Here is a 21423-nt window from a genome sequence, read left to right as displayed (position 1 = left end):
TCGAGCGCTGAACCCTGTGGGAGCGAGCTTGCTCGCGATGACGGTCTTTCATTCAACATCTCTGTTGGCTGACAGGGCCTCATCGCGAGCAAGCTCGCTCCCACAGGTTTTCGGACAGACTCAATAATCCTGCTGCTTGCGAAACGCCCAGCGCCCGGCAATCACGGTAAAGGTCGCGACCAGCGCCACCAGGATCCAGAAGCCTTCCGGGTCACCGGCCAGCGGAATGCCGCCAACGTTCATGCCGAAAAAACCGGCAATGATGTTGATCGGCAGCGCCAGCACCGTCACCACTGTCAGGGTGAACAGCGTGCGGTTGGTCTGTTCGTTGATGTTGGCGGCGATCTCCTCCTGCAATAGCTTGATACGCTCACCCAGCGCCGTGAGGTCGTTGATGATCAGCGCAAACTCCTCGGTGGATTTGCGCAGCTCCTTCACGTCTTCCTTTTGCAGCCATTGCGGCGGCCGGTTGAGCAGGCGCAGCAATGAACCTGGCTCCAGCGCCAGCAGCCGTTGCAAGCGCACCAGTACCCGGCGATTGGCGCCCAGCTCGGCGCGGTTGGTCGACAGGCGCGAGGACAGCAACTCGTCTTCGATCTGGTCCACGCTCTGGCTGGTCTTGCGCACGATCTGGGTCAGCACTTCACCCTGGTCGCGCAGCAGATGCACCAGCAGCTCCAGCGGGGAGCGAAAGCATTCCCGGGCCTTCACCGACGAGCGCAACTTGTCCACCGAGTGCAGAGGCTGCAGGCGGGCGCTGATGATCAGCCGGCTGCGGGCGCACACCCACAAAGTCGAGACATCCGACGAGACCAGGTTGCTGAGGTTGAACACCACGTCGTTGACCACCGCCAGCAACGCGGAGTCGACATGCTCGATGCGCGTCGAGCGCGAGCCTTCGTGCAGCGCCTCGAAAAATTCCTCGGGCAATTCCAGATGGCTTTTCATCCAGCGCTCGCACGCGGCATGGGCGAGGTTCAGGTGCAGCCAGAGAAACTGTTCGTCGCTTTCCGGTTGTTGCAGGTACTGCAAGGCTTCGGCGGAGTTGATTTCCCGACCGGCCTCACCGGGGCGAAAACTGAAACCGTAGAGCAGGCCGAACAGATCCGTGTCGCGATGGCTTTGATCGATGCTGTGGTTCATGAGGACTCGCAAGGGGAGGCGCCTGTCGCGTGTTTTACAGGTTCACTTGAGCGGCATCATCGCAAGCCGGGATGACGTTTTTGTGACAGGAAAATAACGCAAACGATTGCTCTACCGATGGTCGGTTTTTTCTAAAGAACCGCTCTGGCACGCCGATCACGCTTGGGTCAAGTTGCGCGCCGCAGGCCGCGACCGAGACCGCAGACAGGGATGTCCGGACACCTTTCACGCCTTTTTTTGGCGTGCCTCATTCCTGTCATGAGTACCCTTCGATGCTTTTGCAAAAGTCCTTGAGAGCACAAATTCTCGCCCTGCTGAGTGGCAGCCTGCTGGCGATGCTGTTGATCGCCCTGGCGTGCTTTCATTTCCTGTCCAGTGGCGTGAAGAGCTACGCCAATCTGATCGAGGGCCCGCTGCATACCTCGCAATTGATCGATGAAGCCAACCTGCAATTCAAGGTGCAGGTGCAAGAGTGGAAAAACGTCCTGTTGCGCGGCAAGCAACCGGCGGACCTGAGCAAGTACTGGGGGCAATTCGAAGACCGTCAGCGTGATGTGCAAAACATCCTCGGCGAGTTGGCCGCGCAGAAGGGCATCGAGCCGTCATTCAAGCTCCGCATCGAGCGCTTGCGTGACGAACATCGTCAGTTGGGCGCGGCGTATCAGAAGGGGCGGGACGCGTTCGTGGCCGCCGGCGGTGATCCGACGGCGGGCGATACCGCGGTCAAAGGCGTAGACCGCGCGACCAGCGATCAGATGAGCGAACTGGTCAGCGAGTTGCGCAAGCAAGGCGCCGAGCAGTCGACGCTGATCAGCACCGCCGCCGATCGCACGGTGCTGTTGGGGCTTGTCGTGATGCTGGTTTCGGGGTTGTTGATCGGCCTGTTGAGCCTGTGGCTGGTCAACCGCCACCTGGTCGAGCCGATCCGCAAATTGATCGACTACGTGGCGCAACTCAGCCAGGGGCGTCTTGCCGAGCGCGTGGCCAGCACCCGTCAGGACGAGTTGGGCAAACTGGCGATCGCCGCCAACACCCTGCGCGATTTCCTCGCCGAAACCTTCAGCCGTTTGCAGCGCAGCGCGTCGGACCTGGACAGCGCCAGCGGTGAGTTGAACTCGATCGCCACCGTGATGGCCGGCGGTACCAACGAGCAGTTCAACCGCACCGATCAGGTGGCCACGGCAATGAACGAAATGTCCGCCACCGCGCAGGAGGTGGCGCGTCATGCCGCCGAAGCGGCGCGGGCCGCCGACGATGCCGACCAGTCTGCCCAACAGGGCGAAAAAGTCATGCAGGGCACCATCCACACCATCACCCAAATGCGTGGCGAAATCGCCAACACCGCCACGGTCATCCGCCAACTGGAAACCGACAGCGGACGCATCGGCAAGGTCCTGGAGGTGATTCGCGGCATCGCCGAACAGACCAACCTGCTGGCGCTCAACGCGGCCATCGAAGCGGCCCGCGCCGGTGAGGCCGGGCGCGGTTTCGCCGTAGTGGCCGATGAAGTCCGCAGCCTGGCCCAGCGCACGGCGGCGTCGATCATCGAGATCAACCAGATCATTCAAACCGTGCAGACTGGTGCAATCGAAGCAGCCCAGGCGATTGAAAGCGGTCAGTCGCGCAGCGAGGAAAGCGTGCAGCAGGTGACCGAGGCCGGCGCCATGCTTGAACGCATCACCCTGGCCGTGGAAGCCATCCGCGACATGAACCGGCAGATCGCCACTGCAGCGGAAGAACAGACCTCGGTGGCCGAAGACATCTCGCGCAACCTCACCGAGATCACCAGCATCGCCAGCACCAACCTGGACAATGTGCAGCGCACCGAAGCGGCGAGCAACAACCTGCACGGTTTGTCGGGGCAGTTGAACGAGGTGACGGCGCGCTTGAGCGCTTAAACGCAAAAAGCCGCACGATCGTCAGAGCGTGCGGCTTTTGTGGGTGTTGTGATTACTTGTCTTGCTTGTTTTTCAGGACCTTGCCGTTAGAGGCATCGATGTCCACATCCCACTCGACGTTCTTGGCGTCGCGCAACTCGATCTCATACTCGTAACCGTTGAAATGGTTATCCAGCTCGGTTTTGGTGATCGTGGCGCCCGGGTGCAATTCCAGAGCGATCTTGTTCAGATCTTCCAGGGGCTTGATCTTGCCGTCCTTGACCAGTTGCGGGATCTCATCCACGCGCACGTCGGCCTGGGCCAGACCGGCAGTGAGGGTCAGGGTTGCAGCGGTAAACAAAGCAGTCAGAGTCTTCATGGGCTTCTTTCCTTGGGTGATCTGTTCAAGTGAGATCAGGTTAGCTTTTGTAACTTAAGCCACCCTTAAAACCCTCTACATGTCCTGCATCAATTCCTGCTGGACTGTGCCCGAACATACAAACACAAATACATAACCTGTGGGAGCGGGCTTGCTCGCGAATGCGGAGTGTCAGTCAACGTGGATGTTGAAGCTGATGGCCCTTTCGCGAGCAAGCCCGCTCCCACAGGGTTTTGCGTGATTGCGGATCAGTAGCCGTTGTTCTGAAGCACCTGCGCCACATTCGCCGCCGGACGTTTATAAAACTTCAACAACTCACTTGCACGGTTGGTGAAGATCCCGTCGACGCCGGCGTCCATGACTTTCTGGTAGTCCACCGCATCGTCGATGGTGTAGACGTGCACCAGCAGGCCCTGATCGTGGGTGTACTGGTTCATCCAGGGTTGCACCAGGTCCGAGTAACTCTGGTCGCCACCCTGGGTCAGTGCGGCGGACGGGCCGGTGCCGATGGCGCCTTGGGCCTTGGCGTAGTCGACCCAGCGCTGGAATTCGGCTTTGTCCTTCGGTTGTTGTTTGGCGTAGTAAGCGGCTTTATCTTTTTCCCCGGACTCGGCAAAGGTCACCTTGGACTTGGGCTCGATACTGCCTTCACCGACCCACAACAGCAGGATCTTCGGCACCTTCGGCATTTCCTTTTGCAGCAGTTCGAGACTGCTCTTCTCGAAGGTCTGCAAAACCACCTTGCCGTTGCCCTGGCCAACCGCCAGCGCGCTGTTCGCCGGTTTCGATTCGCTCGGGTTCAGCCAGCCGCGGGCCTGAAGTTTTTCCTGGAGGTCGTGTTCGATGCCGGGAAACTGCTTGGGCTCCTTGGTCTCGATGTACAGCCCGGGCTTGTGCTGGGCGCTGCCCTCGGCGATGTCGATGATTTCATCAAGGGTCAGAATCTTCAGGCCGGCGAAGGCTGGACGCGCGCGATCCGGGTAGGCGGTATTGAACCAGCTGCCCGCATCCAGGGTTTTCAGTTCGGCCATGGTGAAGGCATTGGCCGGGCTGTCCTTGCGTTCGGGGAATTTGCTGGCGACGTCGGTCGTGCGTTGCAGGTTGTTGTCGTGCAGGGCGAACAGCACGCCGTCCTTGCTGCGCTGCAGATCCAGTTCCAGGTAATCGGCGCCCAGGTCGCGGGCCGTCTTGTAGGCCGCGGCGGTGGATTCCGGCGCATCGAAAGACGCGCCTCGGTGGGCGATCACCGCCGGGTGCGGAATGCCCAGGCGAGTCGCCAGTTCCGTGGGACCGGGTTCGCTGGCGGCCTGTGCCTGGCCGAGGCCTAGCAACAGGCTCAACAACAGGGCGCTTTTGGTAAAGGTTGCGGGCATGGTCGAGATCCTTTCGCAATGAGTGAGCGGTCCCTTTTAACAACTCATCTTTGCGGGCGCTATCGCGAGACCGACATAAATCTGCCTGAAGCTGATTTTCGTCAGCACTTTTGTGCGCCCGTTTGCAGTACGCTGGGGGCCTGCAATTTCCCCGGCAGAGGGAAACGCAGGCCCTGCGTGTAAACCAACGATCACCATTGCGGGGTTTACCATGCGCATCACTTCCCAGCTCATCTGCCAGGCGGCCGACCAACTCAAAGGCTTCGTCGGCCTCAACCGCAAGACCGGCCATTACCTCGTTCGCTTCAGCGAAGACTCATTCGGCATGGACGTGGCGGACGACGGCATCATCCCGACCAGCGAGTTCGTCTGGGGCGCGGGGCCCGGGCAGGCCATGACGCTTAAGCGCGAATTGATCCAGTTGTTGCTGGACCAGAACATCGATGACCGGATCAACATCACCGATCCGTTGCGGGTGTACATGAACCGGGGGGAAGTGCCGGAGATATCGGCGGTTCGCAGTCTGGTTCAGGGTTGAGTTTTTGTGGTGAATTGACTGGCCCCATCGCGAGCAGGCTCGCTCCCACAAGGATTGATGGCAGCACACGAAACCTGTGGGAGCGAGCCTGCTCGCGAAGACGGCCTCAAGAACACCGCATCATTTACAGACTGAAGCCGTAGGCCCGCTCAACCCGACACACCCGCGTATGAAACCGCGCATACCAGGTCGAACGCCCACGCTCGCGAATCGCCGTATGGTCTGGATGATGCTTCCACGCCAGAATCGCCGCCTCACTAGCCCAATACGACACGGTTATTCCCAGCCCATCCTCACCCCGAGCCGATTCCACTCCGAGAAACCCCGGTTGCTCGCGGGCCAGTTCCAGCATCCGTGCCGCTGCTTCGGCGTAACCCTGATCGCCCTCGGTGCGCAGCGACGTGAAGATCACCGCGTAATAAGGCGCTGTTGGCGTATTGGCGATCATGACGAGCGCCCCGCACAGGCTTGGACAAAGGCGCCAACCAGCGGCGGCAAGACGCCCCCGAGTGCCGCTCGCTCGGGCTGAAACAAGGTCGCGACAAAGAACGGATGACCGCTGAGTTCGACCGCGCGCAGTCCCTGTTGCGAATCGTGGCCAACGGCGTGCAGCCCGCGCTCGAGCAGCTCCCCCTCGAACTGCGGATTCACCCCATAGCGACAGCGATAGCCTTCACGAATCTCGGCGCTTTCGTACGCCTGTGCGATCAACGAGCCTTCAGCCAGATGAATGGAATCGACGGCCTCGACCAGCGCACACGACAGTGGCGTCAGCAGCGCCCGTGCTGCATCGGGCGCCGTCTCGCCGTGTTCGGCATCCGACCAGCCCAGCACATTGCGCGCATATTCCAGCACCGCGTGTTGAAAACCGCCGCAGGTGCCGAGGAAAGGTCGCCGTTGTTCGCGGGCAAAACGGATCGCCAGCAATGCACCGTCCATGTGGCGATACGGACTGGCCGGTACGCACCAGAAACCATCGAACGGGTGCAGCGGTGTCTCGGCGTGGATTTCATCGGTGGCCAGCCATTGCCATTGCACGTTCAGGCCGCTGTGTTCAGTGGCCATTTCAAGGGCTAGGGGAATGGCCTGGTGGGCGGTGACTTGCGGGTCGTAGTCGCCGATCAGGGCGATGCGAATCGGACGGTTTTCCATGAGGGGCCTCTGCACTTGTTGATTCCTGAGGCCCACTATAGATTGGCGTTCACGCACTCAATATTGGCGTTTTCCCAAGTGATCAATGCAACGACGCACTATCGACTGGACTACCCGGACCTGGCCCTGATCCTCGCATTGGTGCGCGGCGGCTCTCTGGCCCGGGCCGCGCAGCTGTTGAAGGTGGACGTCTCGACGGTGTTTCGAGCGGTGCGTCGGCTGGAGGCTGCGCTGGGTCAGCAATTGTTCGAAAAAAGCCGCGCCGGTTACCTGCCCACCACCCTGGCACAGTCACTGGCCGAGCAGGCCGAGCGCGCTGAACAGGCGCTGGAGGCTGCGCGCATCGGGGTGGAGCAGGGGGGTGAAGTGATCAGCGGCATCGTGCGCCTGACCTGTACCGATTCGGTCCTGCAAGGTTTGCTGTTGCCGGCGCTGGCGCAGTTCATGCCGAACTATCCGGCGCTGACGCTCGAACTCAGCACGTCGAATGATTTTGCCAACCTCAGCCGCCGGGATGCCGATATCGCCCTGCGCCTGACCCGCACGCCACCGGAGCACCTGGTAGGACGGCGACTGGCGGACATTGCCTACCGCGTGTGCGCCAGCGAGCGATACCTGCAATCGGTCAACACCGCAGAGCTGGCCTCATTGACCTGGATCGCCCCGGATGACTTCCTGCCGGATCATCCGACCGTGACCTGGCGTCGTCAGGCCTTGCCGGGCGTAACGCCGGGTTACCGTTGCAACAGCATGTTGTCGGTTACCGAGCTGGTCAGGGCGGGGCTGGGTGTCGCAGCGTTGCCGGACTTCTTGATCGGTGAGGGATTACGCCCGTTGGGCGAGCCCTTGCACGGATACGATACCGCGCTGTGGCTGCTGACTCGTCCCGACTGCCGAGCCTTGCGCTCGGTGGTCACCTTGTTCGATGAGCTGGGGCGGGCGCTGAAACTGCCGTGAAACCGTTCAGGCCTATGGCTTGTCCTTGGGCACGAACTGCTCATGCATTTGCGTCGTCAGGTTTTCAATGCGCTCGGTGAGGGCCTTGGTCATCTCCGTGAGGCGGGTGTTCTGTTCGAGCAGCTCCAGCAGTTGCGCGGAGTTTTTCGCGGCTTCTGCCTGCCGCTCACTGTTGGCGGTCGCCAGCGCTTCGCGGTGCTGCGCATCGGCATCGGATTGGGCCTTGTCCCGTGCAGCCTGACGTGTCTGGGCCAACAGAATCAAAGGCGCGGCATAGGCCGATTGCAGGCTGAACGCCAGGTTGAGCAGAATGAACGGGTACGCATCGAAGTGGGTGACACCGAACAGGTTGAGGCACACCCAGACCACCACGATCAGCGTTTGGGCGCCGAGAAAGGTCGGGGTACCGAAGAACCGCGCAAAGGCTTCGGCGCGCAGGGCAAACTTGTCATTGCCAAAGGTCGGCGCCAGATGGGCGTGATGGCGATGGAAACGCAGATGATCGACGGGGGCGGCGGTGGCATTGTCTGTTGGCGTGGTGTTCATGGTGCTCTCTGCTGGGCGCTGGGACTGAGGCTCACTATAGCCCCAGCGTTATTCGAGCAGCGTAATCGCCAAGCGATCGCATCATGCGCTCGACGTTTCCAGGCTGGTGTTGTTTGTGTTGACACTGACCTTGTTGCGTCCGGTGTTTTTCGCGGTGTACAGGGCTTTGTCCGCGTCATCGAGCCAGGCCGTTGCATCGGTAAACGACGGTTGGTAGGCCGCCAGACCGATACTCAGACTGACCCGCAGTTCGGGCACTTCCCCATGCCGATAGTCTTGCAACACGCTGCGCAAACGCTCCATCACGTCCACGGCCTGATTCAGCGGCATGTTAGGCAGAATCACGCAAAACTCATCACCGCCATAGCGGCCGGCCAGGTCACTTTCGCGCAGGTTGCATTTGAGCTCGACGCTCAACTGGCGCAGCACCGAGTCACCGATGAGATGACCGTAGGTGTCATTGATGGTCTTGAAGTGGTCGATGTCGATCAGTGCGATGGCGGCCTGCTCATGACGCTGGCTGCACTCGCGAAACTTCAGTTGCAGCAAGTCCTTCCAGGCACCGTGGTTGAGCAACCCGGTCAAACTGTCGGTGCGGCTCAGGGCGCTCAGGTTACGTTTATGTTCTGAAAGCTTGATCGCCAGCCGGTAGCAGACCATGCCCAACGCCAACGGGTAGAGCGTCAGCATCGGCAAGCACGCCCACACCTGCAATTGCGTGGTCGACAGGGTGAATGCCGCGCCGAACAGCGACCAGGCAATCAGCACGCCCGCCGCTTGGCTCAGGCTACCCAACAGGAACATCCGATGGCCGCCGGCGGCGACATTGTTCATCGCCATCATCGCCAGAATGGTCACGGTGCAAAGCGGATTGAACTGGAACGTCGCGACCCAAAAGCCACCGCATAGCGAATCGTAAAGCAGATTGCGGCGTTCGGCTTTGTAGGGAAAGGCCGAGCGGCTCGACAGTTGATAAGCGAGATGCGGCCAGACAAAACCGTTGAGCGCCAACAAAACCCAGACCCAGATCGGCAGGTTCAACGGGTACAGTGCGGCGGCCACACTGATGCTGCCGATGCCCAAGCCAATGGTTCGAGGCATGTAGATGCGTCTGGCAAATGACAAACCCTTGCCGTGTTGTCTATCCATAATTTCCTGCACCAGATTCATTCTGAAACACTTTACTGCATGGGGGGCGGAATTACCGTTCATCGGTAAAAGCGGTGCACATTGTCATTTATTCCAGCCGGAATAATCAGTGTCCTTCGAAGCCATTTAATGTCGGCAAGTGCTGTAAACGGCTGACTAGAGCTGGTAATAGCCCAGGAACATGTCCAGAGCGGAATCCGCCACCGTGTTTTGCTCCTCGGCTGACAAGCTGGGTTGGCCCATGGAAATCTGCGGCCAGAATGCAAAAGACTTGAGCAGGCCATGGATCTGTTGAGCGGCGAACTCGGGCGCCACGGCTTTCAATCGGCCATCCGCCTGTGCGGCCCGAATCCACACCGTCAGCCCTTCTTCGCGTTCGCCCATTCGCGCCACCATATCCTGCGCCCGCTCCGGGGAATGAATGGTCGCCGCTATCGCCACCCGGGCCAGATCGAGAAAGTTGTCATCGCCCAACATTTGCAACTTGGCCGTTAGCAATACGCGCAATTGGTCGCGCAACGGCAGGTCGGGGCGGTAGGCCGTTTCCTGTTCTGCCGTCACCCGGATCCATAGTTGATTGAGGATCTCGGCGAACAACTCTTCCTTGCTGGGAAAGTGGTTGTACACCGTGCGCTTCGACACACCGGCAGTGGCCGCAATCTTGTCCATGCTGGTGATCTCGAAACCGTTGTCACGGAACTCGTTGATCGCGGCTTGAATGATCGCTTGGCGTTTTCGGTCGGTGAGGCGCTGTGGAGCTGTCATAAGTACGCTTCGGCAGGAAGAAAAGGGAAACTACACTCAGTAGTTTACTTGTCATCGACTTTGATGCAACCTAGAAACTACACTGTGCAGTGTAATGTTTTGTTAATCCTGCCCGGTAAAAATAGAAAGTCCGGCTGATGCGTGCGTGCCTTGGCCATTTATCGTCCCAAATCGGAGAATCGCGTCAAACGCGGTTTTTCTGGAGTCATTCAGTCATGGCCAATTCAAACTCCCCGGCGGACAACGCCTCCACACCTGAAGCGTCCCGACAGGCTCAAGGCCAGTATCAGAACTTCACGCCGGTTCAACCTTTGAGCTTTGGCAAAACCATGGGCATCCTGTGGAACGCGCTGTTCCACAAACCGCAAAACACCCGCCCGAGCGCCCCCGTCCCGGTGCAAGCCCTGACGCAAGCCGCGCTGATCGCCGCGCCCAACCACAGCGTCTATCGCCTTGGCCACTCCACGGTGCTGCTTAAGTTACGCGACAAATTCTGGATCACCGACCCGGTCTTCGCCGAGCGCGCCTCGCCCGTGCAATGGGCCGGCCCCAAGCGTTTCCACCAGCCACCAATCAGCCTGGAAGCATTGCCGCCGATTGAAGCGGTAATTCTGTCCCACGACCACTACGATCACCTGGATCATGCGGCTGTGTTGAAACTCGCGGACAAGACCAAACACTTCCTGGCCCCGCTGGGCGTAGGCGACACCCTGATCAAGTGGGGCATCGACCCCAGCAAAGTCCGCCAACTGGATTGGTGGCAAGGCACGGAAGTCGAGGGCATCCGGTTCATCGCCACGCCGTCGCAACACTTCTCCGGCCGTGGCCTGTTCGACAGCAACAGCACCCTCTGGGCCTCTTGGGTGATGATCGACGGTGACACGCGCATTTTCTTCAGCGGCGATAGCGGCTACTTCGACGGCTTCAAACGCATCGGCGAACAGTACGGCCCATTCGACCTGACCCTGATGGAAACCGGCGCCTACAACGTCGACTGGCCGCACGTGCACATGCAACCCGAACAAACCCTGCAAGCCCACCTCGACCTCAAAGGCCGCTGGCTACTGCCGATCCACAACGGCACCTTCGACCTGTCGATGCACGCCTGGTACGAACCCTTCGATCGCATCCTGGCCCTGGCCTGGGAACGCAACGTATCGATCACCACACCGCAGATGGGAGAGGCGTTCAACCTGATGCATCCGCAGCGGGGTGGGGCGTGGTGGTTGGAGGTTGGACAACAGGTATATCAGGATCAACAGAGCGTTGGGTGAGGCGACTACAGATCGCGACGAACTTTCGTGCAAGCGCTGGTGACCTGAGATGACGGAAAACTCCGACTGATTCTTTAGGCTGAAAAAACGGGTGAAATCATTCACTCGAAATCAGTCAGAAGGATTTTTACATGGAAGTAACGTTAAACAGCTGCATGACGCGGCTGGCCGGGATTGTCCTGTTATCGATGGTCACCAGCGCAGCCTATGCGCAGACCCCGGCGATCGAAACCAGGCTGGAATACTTGAGTGTCGATGAACTCAACCAGCGGATGGGTCGCGGTCAGTTGAATTCCGTAACGCTGGTTCGGCACTTGTTGCAACGGATCGAAAGACTGGACAAACAAGGCCCGGCGATCAACGCAATCATCGAGCTGAACCCTGATGCATTGGAGATTGCCAAGTCCTTGGATCGGGAGCGCCAAAACGGGCAAGTCCGCGGACCGCTGCATGGCATTCCGGTGCTGCTCAAAGACAACATCGATACCTCCGATTCGATGCAGACCAGCGCCGGATCGTTGGCCTTGGTCGGGCAACCTGCTGCGCAGGATGCCTTTATCGTGCAACGTCTCAGGGCTGCCGGGGCGGTGGTACTGGGAAAAACCAATCTCAGCGAGTGGGCCAACTTTCGCGATCCGGCCATTCCCGATGGCTGGAGCGGCCGAGGTGGACAAACCAAAAATCCCCATCTGCTCAGCGCAACACCCTGCGGCTCAAGTTCGGGCTCGGGTGCAGCGGTCGCGGCGGGCTTCGCTCCGCTGACTGTTGGGACGGAGACGATCGGTTCGATTATCTGTCCTGCGTCACTCAATGGTGTGGTCGGCCTCAAACCGACGGTGGGTTTACTCAGCCGTAGTGGCATTGTTCCCGTGACGCACAAACTCGATACACCAGGGCCGATGGTTCGCAGCGTTCGCGACGCTGCATTATTGCTGAACGCCATGGCCGGCAATGATCCAGCTGACCCGATCAACAAGCCGTCAGGCTTCAATACAACGGACTACACGGCTCTGTTGCGCTCTGATGCATTGGCGGGGCGCCGTATCGGTTTCCCGTTGAAGTTCGGCAATAGCGCTGAGGGGTTTGAAAGTGATCCGCAGTTTTCCAGAGCTCTGGAAGTCATGCAGGCTGCCGGCGCAATTCTGATCCCCGTGGAACTCACTGATCCGTTATCGGAGCAGATAGATGAGGCGCTATGGATGGGTATCAAGCGTGATTTGCCAAAGTATCTGGCGACCCGACCCGCAATGGCTGCCCCCACACTGGAAGCTATCGTGCGTTTTAACAAGGACACACCTGGCAGCCCGGATTACGGACAAAGCATCCTTAGCGCGGCCAACACCATCGATTTCGACGAGCGCACGTACAACGAGCTGTGGCGGAAAATCCAGCACGAAAACGCCGCTGTTATCGACGGCTTGTTGAACACCCATCAACTCGATGCCTTGGTGCTCGACGTCGGCTCCCCCGGTTTGAACGTCATTCCGCTGGCAGGCTACCCCGGCATCATGTTGCCTTCTGGAATGGACGCTGACGGCGTACCGACCTCGGTGTTTTTCTACAGCGCGCCCTGGAGCGAGGCCAAACTTCTGGCGATGGCTTACAGCTATGAACAAGCCTCGCATGCGCGTCAGACACCTGCATTCAAGCCGTAGAAATGCACTAAGCAAAAACCACCTCAAGCCGGCCCACCTTTCGTGATCGGGGGGCCGGTTTGACCACGATTTGCACATCCCGTCCGAGAAGTAACAGGCATTCCATCATCTTCGCTTCACTGATCCCGCGGAACTTGCCACGCAACATTTCAGAAAGCTTGGGTTGCGACAAGCCTAAAATTTCAGACGCCTGAACCTGGGTCAAATGGCGCGCCTTGATGATTTCCCCAATTTTTGCAGCCAACTGGGATTTGACTCGCATTTCATTGGCGTGGGGTGTCCCGAGATCTTCGTAGACGTTGCCACTGCTTTCTTCGATTTCAATAATGTTCAATTCCTTTCGCATAAACGGGCTCTCCTGTAGGAGCGAGCTTGCTCCGGGCGACGATCCGACGATGTACTCAAGGACACCGCGTTTATCCATGATTTGCGCGTTATCGTTGACGACCATCGCGAGCAAGCTAGCTCCTACAAAAAACGATGCCTGCACCGCCTTTTGATTTATGCGAAATATACCAATATAGGAATAATCATCAATCGATGAATTGGCTCACTCCACCATCGCAAAATCCGCCCGCCCAACCGGATTCGGCGTCGACCCTTTCACATTCATCCCCCGCCCCGGCGCAAACCCGGGGAAGAACACCAACCCTTCCGATTCGAACCGATAGGCCAGCGCCAGGCGCGTGACATCCAGTACCTCCTGGCGTGCCTCGAAGCGCTGAATGGCCTCCACCGAGACTCGGGATTCGCGCGACAGCTCTTCCACACTCCAGCCCAGCATCGCTCGGGCCTGGGCGCAGTGGGTCGGGGTGAATTGAAAGAGGGCGATACGTTCCAGGGTGATTTTCATCGCTTGAGAGGCCATGGTGTTCTCCGGGCTCGAGAGTGTTGATCAAAATATACTGTGTTTTTGTACAGTTGTTTTGAGCCCGGATCAAACGCAATTTTTGATTATTCTTTTCAGGCAGACGAACGGCGCTGCACTTATTTGTCCGCCAACCCTGGCGCTTCCCGCACGATAAAGTGATCCAGATTCTCGATGTTGGCGCTGAACACCCCGAACGTCTGCTCGGGGTTTTTCTTGCTCGGCACCTGCTTCAGCTCAGGCGTCACGCCATAAAAGAAGCAATACAATTCCCGCCCGCTCTCGATGGCGTGCTTGATCTCCTCGAGGAACGCCTTGCGCTTGCGGTAGCTGTCGATGAGCTTTTTGCTCAGGTAGAGATTGACCGAGTAAGGCCTCTTTTCGAACCAGACCTTCTTCTCGAAATCGATGCGGAAACTCTGGGTGTAGTCCTTGATCTCCTTGACCTTGCCCCAGTAAATCAGCCCCTTGTTGTCCTGCAGGTATTCGATCTTCTTGAAAAACGACCCATAAGGCGCGGTGTGCTCGCCAATCTTCAGTGGCACGCGCTTGAGTAAATCCTTGTCGTCGAAGTTCGACACAAAACACTCCACCGGGTGGGCGAAGACGCTGGTCTTGTCCGGGGCCGACTCCCTGCCCGGTTGCTCGCCGTTACGGTTCACCGAAGGCGTTGGCGGCTCATCCCGCCCCCCGTCCGCCGCAACCTTCGGGCTGGGCGGCTTACGCACATACTCACGCCGAGTCAGTAACAATTCCGACGGGAAGTTTTCCTCGCGGCTGTCATCCGTTTCCGCCTCATCAACACCTGACGCCGGCGCCTTCAGGCTGACATAAGGGCAGCCCTCGACATGCCGCGTACTCGGCAGGTTCTTGAAGTGCGGCGTGCGCACGTAATTCACATTCTTCGCGTTGAACGTGCCCAGCTCGTTGGCCGCATCGAACGCCAGGCGACAGGCATCGTTGGGGCACTGGAAGTGTTCCCTGGTGGAGTCGAAATCCATCGTCTCGTCGAAATTCAGATCCCGAACGTCGTAGATCGACAACTTGTCGTTGAGGCTGAGGCAGTAGGCGAGGTCGAATTTCATGTCGGCTTCCAAGTCCTTTAGGTGAACAGCTTCCAGTGATGGCTCATTCGAAGCAATAGCTACACTGAGATCACTTCGATATCGCCGAGTCTGTCCATTAAAGAGGGCGATTCATGAGCCATTCAGATGCTTCGCCCCCTCACCCGGAGCCAGGCCGCATAGCCCGTCGGGACGAACAGACCGGTTGGCGCCGCTGGCTGCCGGGGCTGGGCGTGCTGCGTGAATACCAATGGGCGTGGTTGCGTTACGACATCGTGGCCGGTCTGGTGCTGACCACGATGCTGGTGCCCGTCGGCATTGCCTACGCGGTGGCCTCGGGCGTGCCCGGCATTTATGGCCTGTACGCGACCATCGTTCCGCTGCTGTTCTATGCCCTGTTCGGCCCCAGCCGGATTCTGGTGATGGGGCCGGACTCCTCCCTGGTGGCCGTCATCCTGGCCGTCATCATTCCACTCTCCGGCGGCGACCCGCAGCGTGCCGTCGCCCTGGCGGGGATGATGGCGATCGTCTCGGGAGCGGTGTGCATCCTGGCCGGTATGGCGCGCCTGGGTTTCATCACCGAGCTGCTGTCCAAACCGATCCGCTACGGCTACATGAACGGCATAGCACTGACCGTATTGATCAGCCAGTTGCCCAAGCTGTTCGGTTTTTCGATTGAGTCCGACGGCCCATTGAGAAACATAGGGGCGATCGCCTCGGCGCTGATGGAAGGAAAGGTCAACTGGACCGCCTTCAGCGTAGGCGGGCTCACCCTGGCGGTGATCCTGCTGCTCAAAAGATGGCCGCGACTGCCGGGCATCCTGATCGCCGTGGTTGGCGCGACGGTCGCCGTGGGTGCCCTCGACCTGGCGACACGCGCCGGTGTGTCGGTCCTTGGTTCGCTCCCCCAAGGCTTGCCCGGGTTCGCCATCCCGTGGATCACCACCGCCGACATCGTCCCGGTGGTGATCGGCGGGTGCGCCGTCGCACTGGTCTCGTTCGCCGACACCAGCGTGCTCTCCCGTGTCTATGCGGCGCGGACCCGAACCTACGTCAACCCGAACCAGGAAATGGTCGGCCTCGGCATCGCCAACCTGGCGGCCGGTTTTTTCCAGGGCTTCCCGATTAGCAGCAGCTCGTCGCGTACGCCCGTGGCTGAGGCCACCGGCGCCAAGACCCAAATGACCGGCGTCGTCGGCGCACTCGCGGTTGCCTTGCTGCTGGTGGTAGCACCGGACCTGCTGCAACATCTACCGTCCAGCGCCCTGGCGGCGGTCGTGATCGCCTCGGCCATCGGCCTCATCGAAATCACCGACCTGCGCCGGATCTATCGCATCCAGCGTTGGGAATGCTGGCTATCGATCGTCTGCACGATCGGCGTGGCCGTGTTCGGCGCGATCGAGGGCATCGGCCTGGCCATCGTGATCGCGATCATCGAATTCCTCTGGGACGCCTGGCGCCCGTACTCCGCCGTATTGGGCCGCGCCGACGGGGTCAAGGGCTACCACGACATCAAACGCTACCCCGACGCGTCCCTGATTCCCGGCCTGATCCTGTTTCGCTGGGATGCGCCCTTGTTCTTCGCCAACGCCGAACTGTTCAGCGACCGCGTGCTGGACGCCGTCGCGGCATCGCCCACGCCCGTGCGCTGGCTGGTGGTCGCCGCAGAACCGGTCACCAGCGTCGACGTGACCTCCGCCGACATGCTCGCCGAACTGGACGACACCCTGCACGCGGCGGGTATCGAGTTGTGCTTTGCCGAGATGAAGGACCCGGTGAAGGACAAGCTGAAGCGGTTCGGGTTGTTTGCGCGGCTGGGGGAGACGGCGTTTTTTCCTACGATTGGGGCGGCGGTGGATAGTTATGTGGCGATGTATTCGGTGGATTGGGTGAAAGGATAGGTGCTCCCGCCATTGGACAAGCCCCCATCGCCTGACTAGCGTTGTCTGGCAGATCGAATCGCCGCATGCCTCATATTGTCCAGCCATCCAAGCCTTGATTGCGGTGAAACCCGAGAGGTCGAAATCGAGACTTCACATCAAGGAGCGCACCATGCCGAACAACTGGCCCGACGGAATTGAGCACGTTGTCGTGTTGATGATGGAAAACCGATCATTCGATCATTTGCTGGGGGATTACACCCGTATCAACCCTGCGTGTGACGGTATCAACCGCAACGCGCCCAGCACCAATCCGCTGAAGCTGGCCAATGGCAATTCGACGGTGATCACCCAGGCGTCGGAGTTCCCGGAAAACTACAACCTGTGGGCGCCGCCGCCCCCTCTGCCTCCGGCGCTACCACCGAGCAACAGTGAGGGTTTCGACCTTGGCCACGAGTTCGTCAACGTAGAGACACAGCTGGGCGTCTCCTTCAAGACCAGCCCGGCCAATCCCAAACTCGATGGTTTTGCCCAGGACGCCTACGACAAGGCCCGCAAGGACTTGAAGGTGTACAAAACCTGGTCGCAATCCATGGCCCAACGTGCGATGAACTACATCCCGTTCGGCGCTAAGCCGGCCGACGATACGCTACCGGCCATCCACGGATTGGCGCGCAATTTCACCGTGTGTGATCGCTGGTTTTCCTCGGTGCCAGGCCCGACCTGGCCGAACCGTTTTTTTGCCATGCTTGGCAATTGCAATGGCCACTTGCTGATGCCCTCGACCGGCACGGTGCTGGCCGGCATCAAAAGCCTGATCGCACAGTTCGGCGGCGAGAGTATTTTTTCGCTGTTGCGCAGCAACGGCCACGACGCGCGCATTTACTCCGACGGTGCGGTTCCGCTGGCGGCGCTGGTCAAGGGCGGTTTGCAGCACCTGAGCATCGAGGCCTTCAAGTCGGACGTTGCCGCTGACACACTCCCCGAACTGTCCTGGATCGAGCCGAGCTATGGCCTGCTCAACGGTAAACTCGGGCCAAACGTGTCCCATCATCCACCGGAGGACCTGCGCTTTGGCGATCAGTTTGTCGGTGAGGTGTTCAACGCCTTGTCGGCCAATGCCGCGGTCTGGAATAAAACCCTGTTCGTGCTGCTGTACGACGAACACGGCGGTTTCCATGATCACGTGGTGCCGCCGACTTGCGTGGCGACAGGTTCAACGGTCGATGTGCCCTGGAAAAATCCCTTCACCCGCCTCGGCGTTCGTGTTCCGGCGATCCTGGCTTCGCCGTGGCTCAAGCCCGGCTTGATTCCCTGGACGGGCAACGTCCAGGCGCAGCATTACGATCACACCAGCCTGCTGGCGTTTCTATGCGACCACTTCAAATTGCCACGCAGTGCCCTCGGCCCACGGGTGATCGCGGCGCAGCACTTCGGCAATGCGCCCATCTGGCGCGCTGCACCGGGCGTAACGGCTGCGCCGACATTGGCGGCCACCGTGGTGCCAAGTCGTGCCGGGTTGCCATTGATCGAGTCCGAACTGGCGACCCAAAGTCGGCAGGTGGTGGACAGCGTCACTGGTTACCTCGACGGCCTTGATCCAGAGCAGATCTGGAAGAGCAGTGCCCAATGGGTCAGTGGCTTTCTCGGCAACCGCAGCCGAGCCTTGGCTGATCCGGCTCAGGCCGCGCTGACACCCGCCGCGCCCAGTGCCGACAGCCTGGAGGCGAAACTGCGGCGCTTGCAGGATTTGATGGTTACCGCCCAAGGGCAAGCGGTTCCACCAGTTGCGGCGCCTGCCAGTAAAACCTTGGCAGAACCAGGGTTGGAAGTCGCGCCCACGCGGCTGCGCATCCTGTGCCTGCCCGGTGTGGGGTTCAGCCGGGCAACGGGCGGGCAGGGTGGCATCGATGCGAACTGGCAGGAGCAATGGCGCACATTGATCCGCAATCAACTGGCGCAGAACGGTCGGCTCATTGATGACCAGGACATCGAATTTCTGTCTTTCGATGACCAACTCAAGGAAGGGCCGGACTTCGCCCAGATCACCCGAGGCCTGGCGATGCTGAGGGCCGACGCAAGCGGCAAGGCCGACGAGAATTTCGGCAGTTGGGGCCTGCCGGTCAATCAGATGTTGCGCACCACGGTGGGCGCCATCGTGCAATGGATCGAAGACGCCGATTTGCGCACGGCGTTGACTCAACATCTGCTGGCAAAGATCGAGGCATTCAATCCGCAGATCATCTTCGCCCAAGTCCTGGGCAGCCTGATCGGCTACGACGCCCTGCGCCGGTCCGTGGTGAAAAAAGGTTCGGCGCTCAAGCGCATCGACGGCCGCGTGTTCGTCAGCTTCGGTTCACCGATCGCACTGCCGCTGGTGATGCGCGAAGTGTGGGGCGGGCGGGTCCTGCGCCTGAGCGAAAACGGCCGAGGTATCCGCCGCTGGTTCCACCTCTACAACCCCAACGACGGCTTGCTGAGCCGGCCGATCACCTCACCGGATTCGGCGCGGGTCGACCTGCAAACCGAGTTCAGTGTGCCACTGCGTGATGACCTGCTCGACCTCAATCACGCCGCCCAGGCCTACTTGTCGTCAGCCACCAGCCAGACCGGCCTGTGGCCACAACTGGCCCGCGATGTGGTGGCCGCACGCGCACTGGAAGTGCCGGCGTTCCTGTCGCGCAGCGGCCAACGTAAACGTCGCGCCCTGGTGGTCGGCATCAACGATTACCTCGACCCGAGCGCACGCCTCGACGGCTGCATCAACGACACCTACCTGATCAGCCGCATGCTCCAGGAAAGCGGTTACGACGCCGGCGACATCCGCTTGCTGCACGACGCCCGAGCCACCCGGGCCAACTTCGTCGAACGCCTCGAATGGCTGGTGGAAGGCGCCCGCGCCGGCGACGAGCGCGTGTTGTTCTACTCCGGCCACGGCACCCAACTGCCGGTCTACAGCAGCAGCGGCGAAGCCGACTGCATGGACGAAACCCTGGTGCTCCACGACTTCGACTGGGACGACGAAAGCACCCACTTCACCGACAAACTGTTCCGCCAGTTCTACAGCCACTTGCCATTCGACCCGGACGGCCACGGCGCGAAACTCACCGTCATGTTCGACTGCTGCTACGCCGGCGGCATGACCCGCGGCAACGGCCGCGTGCGCGGCATCACCCCACCCAGCGACATCCGCCACCGCATGCTGCGCTGGGACCCCTACGCCGGCGACTGGGACCGCCGCGTCTACGCCGTCGACACCGACCGCCGCGACTTCAGCGAACAAGACAACAAAACCCGCGGCCTCACCCGCACCCGCACCACCCAAGGCGCCGCCACGGGCCTGCGCCCCGAGAAAAAAGCCCAACTGCTGCGCCAGGGCAAACTCTATGGTCACCATGGACCCTATATGCCACTGATGCTCTATGCCGCGCGGGAAAACGAAAAAGCCAGCGAGTATGTGGTGGGCTCCAACCACTACGGCGCCTTCACCTACGCCCTGGTTGAGCAACTGCGCAAATTGCATCAGGAGGATGCGACGTTGGGGTTTGATCGGTTGATTGAGCGGGTGGGGAGTGTGTTGAGTGCCAGGTCGCAGGGGCAGACCCCGGAGATAGTTGGACCGAGCGGGGTGAGGGCGGCAGTTTGCCCGTGGCGGATTAGTGGGTTGGGGAAATGATGCTTTAGCGGTATCGCGGGCAAAGAAAAGGGTCGCAGGAAAATCCAGCGGCCCTGATAACACCGACGTTCCCAAGCCAGCCGCCGAACCCCTGTGGGAGCGAGCTTGCTCGCGATTCGCAAGATCAACACAACAACCAAGCCAGCCACCCACCTTGTGGCGAGGGGGCTTGCCCCCGTTGGGCTGCGAAGCAGCCCTAAAATCCGTAACTCGCGGAGTATCAGACAAACCGAATTCTGCGAATTGACGACTGCTGCGCAGCCGAGCGGGGGCAAGCCCCCTCGCCACGGGTTCTGTTTTGCTCGGTTATTCGGGTTTCAGCCGTTTCACCTTTGTATAAAGCGAAGCGGTGAATTCATCCCGATCACTCGAATGGTGACAACGTCGATGACAGTTCGGGCACAGCGCTACAGCATTGCTCGGACGGTCTGAGCCTTCCTGTGCCAAATGCTTAACGTGGTGAACCTCAAGAAACGGCCTGCCCGACTTTTCAAACGGAGCAGGGTTGCCACAGCCTTCGCATTTACCTTCAGCCTGTTGGCGCACCCACGCTCTCACTTCAGGATCACGAACATACGACTTTCCGTTGGACTGAGTTTGCTCTGGTTTCTCAATCCCCTTCGGCTCGACTTTGATCGGTTGTCGCTCAAGCTTTGCAGCTCGCTGCTCGAGCGTCGTTTCGTCCGCTGTCGGGACAAAGTCTTCGGGGGTTACTGGACCTGGAGCATGGAGTGCTTCACGAATGCTCTTCGCAACATTGGCGCCGACATTTTTGGCGGGTTTGTAGCCCTCAATGCGATCACGCCCGAGTTCAACCAACACGGTAGAAATGTTCTGCATCCGAAACTCAACAGAACCTTTGGTCCGACCCGCCAAAGCACCCTCGCGCAGGACGCGATTTTCATGAGCCTTGTTGATCGCCTGACCGTTCTGCTCGCGAGACAGCATGCTGAGATAGGCATCCACCGCAGCCTGGATCTCTGCCTCACTCCAATCGCCGTTGCTCTTTTCCGTATCCATACAATCGCCGAGGGTTAAATACCCTCGGACGATACTGAGTGGCCACTACGACTGTCTACGAAAATTCCTACACAAAGAAGAGAAGATTCTTGCAGGTGGTCCTACAT

General features: G+C 59.9%; 19 protein-coding genes and 1 pseudogene. 7 read left to right on the top strand and 13 right to left on the bottom strand.

Annotated elements, in window-relative coordinates; all coding sequences use genetic code 11:
• Window positions 1–120 precede the first annotated feature (120 nt).
• The gene (locus CD175_RS12560) at window positions 121–1143 is read right to left on the bottom strand and encodes a transporter (RefSeq protein WP_104449153.1); all 1023 of its coding nucleotides are present in this window, start codon (window positions 1141–1143) and stop codon (window positions 121–123) included.
• Between the two features lie 272 nt (window positions 1144–1415).
• On the opposite strand from CD175_RS12560, the gene CD175_RS12555 reads away from it, so the two are divergent.
• Window positions 1416–3041: a methyl-accepting chemotaxis protein gene (locus CD175_RS12555; protein ID WP_104449152.1), complete on the top strand. Its 1626-nt coding sequence runs from the start codon at window positions 1416–1418 to the stop codon at window positions 3039–3041.
• A gap of 52 nt (window positions 3042–3093) precedes the next feature.
• Here CD175_RS12555 and CD175_RS12550 read toward each other — a convergent pair whose 3' ends face one another.
• The 3 genes and pseudogenes from CD175_RS12550 to CD175_RS12540 all read right to left on the bottom strand — a co-directional run bounded on the left by CD175_RS12550 (window position 3094) and on the right by CD175_RS12540 (window position 4772).
• Window positions 3094–3399, bottom strand: coding sequence for a PepSY domain-containing protein (locus CD175_RS12550; RefSeq protein WP_104449151.1), 306 nt, complete (start codon window positions 3397–3399; stop codon window positions 3094–3096).
• 134 nt (window positions 3400–3533) lie between these two features.
• A pseudogene (locus CD175_RS31710) lies at window positions 3534–3641 on the bottom strand (metal ABC transporter ATP-binding protein); the annotation flags it as partial.
• 6 nt (window positions 3642–3647) lie between these two features.
• On the bottom strand, window positions 3648–4772 hold the full coding sequence (locus CD175_RS12540) for a glycerophosphodiester phosphodiesterase (RefSeq protein ID WP_104449150.1): 1125 nt from the start codon (window positions 4770–4772) through the stop codon (window positions 3648–3650).
• A gap of 211 nt (window positions 4773–4983) precedes the next feature.
• Here CD175_RS12540 and CD175_RS12535 point away from each other — a divergent pair, with 211 nt between their 5' ends.
• On the top strand, window positions 4984–5310 hold the full coding sequence (locus CD175_RS12535) for a DUF2025 family protein (protein ID WP_104449149.1): 327 nt from the start codon (window positions 4984–4986) through the stop codon (window positions 5308–5310).
• 124 nt (window positions 5311–5434) lie between these two features.
• Here the strand turns inward: CD175_RS12535 and CD175_RS12530 are convergent, their stop codons facing one another.
• Complete coding sequence (locus tag CD175_RS12530) at window positions 5435–5758, bottom strand: antibiotic biosynthesis monooxygenase family protein (protein ID WP_104449148.1); 324 nt, start codon at window positions 5756–5758, stop codon at window positions 5435–5437.
• Entirely contained in the window at window positions 5755–6462 is a 708-nt protein-coding gene (locus CD175_RS12525; RefSeq protein ID WP_104449147.1) for a CTP synthase C-terminal region-related (seleno)protein, read from the bottom strand. Before CD175_RS12525 ends, CD175_RS12530 begins: the two co-directional genes overlap by 4 nt.
• Before the next feature lie 15 nt (window positions 6463–6477).
• On the opposite strand from CD175_RS12525, the gene CD175_RS12520 reads away from it, so the two are divergent.
• Window positions 6478–7419 (top strand): LysR family transcriptional regulator, encoded by a 942-nt coding sequence (locus CD175_RS12520; protein WP_104449146.1) that lies wholly within the window; start codon window positions 6478–6480, stop codon window positions 7417–7419.
• Window positions 7420–7431: 12 nt separating this feature from the next.
• Here CD175_RS12520 and CD175_RS12515 read toward each other — a convergent pair whose 3' ends face one another.
• The 3 genes from CD175_RS12515 to CD175_RS12505 all read right to left on the bottom strand — a co-directional run bounded on the left by CD175_RS12515 (window position 7432) and on the right by CD175_RS12505 (window position 9879).
• Window positions 7432–7965 carry a DUF1003 domain-containing protein gene (locus tag CD175_RS12515; protein WP_104449145.1) on the bottom strand — a complete coding sequence of 178 codons (534 nt, stop codon included), beginning with the start codon at window positions 7963–7965 and terminating at the stop codon, window positions 7432–7434.
• A gap of 81 nt (window positions 7966–8046) precedes the next feature.
• Window positions 8047–9114 (bottom strand): diguanylate cyclase, encoded by a 1068-nt coding sequence (locus tag CD175_RS12510; RefSeq protein ID WP_104449434.1) that lies wholly within the window; start codon window positions 9112–9114, stop codon window positions 8047–8049.
• Between the two features lie 156 nt (window positions 9115–9270).
• Window positions 9271–9879, bottom strand: coding sequence for a TetR/AcrR family transcriptional regulator (locus tag CD175_RS12505; RefSeq protein ID WP_104449144.1), 609 nt, complete (start codon window positions 9877–9879; stop codon window positions 9271–9273).
• Between the two features lie 215 nt (window positions 9880–10094).
• Between CD175_RS12505 and CD175_RS12500 the strand changes: the two genes are divergently transcribed.
• Both CD175_RS12500 and CD175_RS12495 read left to right on the top strand, forming a co-directional pair.
• Window positions 10095–11153 carry an MBL fold metallo-hydrolase gene (locus tag CD175_RS12500; protein ID WP_104449143.1) on the top strand — a complete coding sequence of 353 codons (1059 nt, stop codon included), beginning with the start codon at window positions 10095–10097 and terminating at the stop codon, window positions 11151–11153.
• A gap of 131 nt (window positions 11154–11284) precedes the next feature.
• Window positions 11285–12808, top strand: coding sequence for an amidase family protein (locus CD175_RS12495; protein WP_104449142.1), 1524 nt, complete (start codon window positions 11285–11287; stop codon window positions 12806–12808).
• A 7-nt stretch (window positions 12809–12815) separates the two neighbouring features.
• On the opposite strand, the gene CD175_RS12490 is transcribed toward CD175_RS12495, so the two are convergent.
• The 3 genes from CD175_RS12490 to CD175_RS12480 form a co-directional block, all read right to left on the bottom strand.
• Entirely contained in the window at window positions 12816–13136 is a 321-nt protein-coding gene (locus tag CD175_RS12490) for a helix-turn-helix domain-containing protein (RefSeq protein ID WP_104449433.1), read from the bottom strand.
• 222 nt (window positions 13137–13358) lie between these two features.
• Complete coding sequence (locus tag CD175_RS12485; protein WP_104449141.1) at window positions 13359–13676, bottom strand: helix-turn-helix domain-containing protein; 318 nt, start codon at window positions 13674–13676, stop codon at window positions 13359–13361.
• A 119-nt stretch (window positions 13677–13795) separates the two neighbouring features.
• Complete coding sequence (locus CD175_RS12480) at window positions 13796–14761, bottom strand: hypothetical protein (RefSeq protein WP_104449140.1); 966 nt, start codon at window positions 14759–14761, stop codon at window positions 13796–13798.
• A gap of 113 nt (window positions 14762–14874) precedes the next feature.
• On the opposite strand from CD175_RS12480, the gene CD175_RS12475 reads away from it, so the two are divergent.
• A complete protein-coding gene (locus tag CD175_RS12475) occupies window positions 14875–16641 on the top strand; it encodes a SulP family inorganic anion transporter (protein ID WP_104449139.1) in 1767 nt (588 codons plus the stop codon).
• 151 nt (window positions 16642–16792) lie between these two features.
• Complete coding sequence (locus CD175_RS12470) at window positions 16793–20296, top strand: alkaline phosphatase family protein (protein ID WP_104449138.1); 3504 nt, start codon at window positions 16793–16795, stop codon at window positions 20294–20296.
• 306 nt (window positions 20297–20602) lie between these two features.
• Here the strand turns inward: CD175_RS12470 and CD175_RS12465 are convergent, their stop codons facing one another.
• Window positions 20603–21316 (bottom strand): HNH endonuclease, encoded by a 714-nt coding sequence (locus tag CD175_RS12465; protein WP_104449137.1) that lies wholly within the window; start codon window positions 21314–21316, stop codon window positions 20603–20605.
• Window positions 21317–21423 lie beyond the last annotated feature (107 nt).

Origin of the sequence: Pseudomonas laurylsulfatiphila, from assembly GCF_002934665.1 — a bacterium.
Classification (GTDB): Bacteria; Pseudomonadota; Gammaproteobacteria; order Pseudomonadales; family Pseudomonadaceae; genus Aquipseudomonas; species Aquipseudomonas laurylsulfatiphila.
This window is presented reverse-complemented; position numbering and strand designations above follow the sequence as displayed.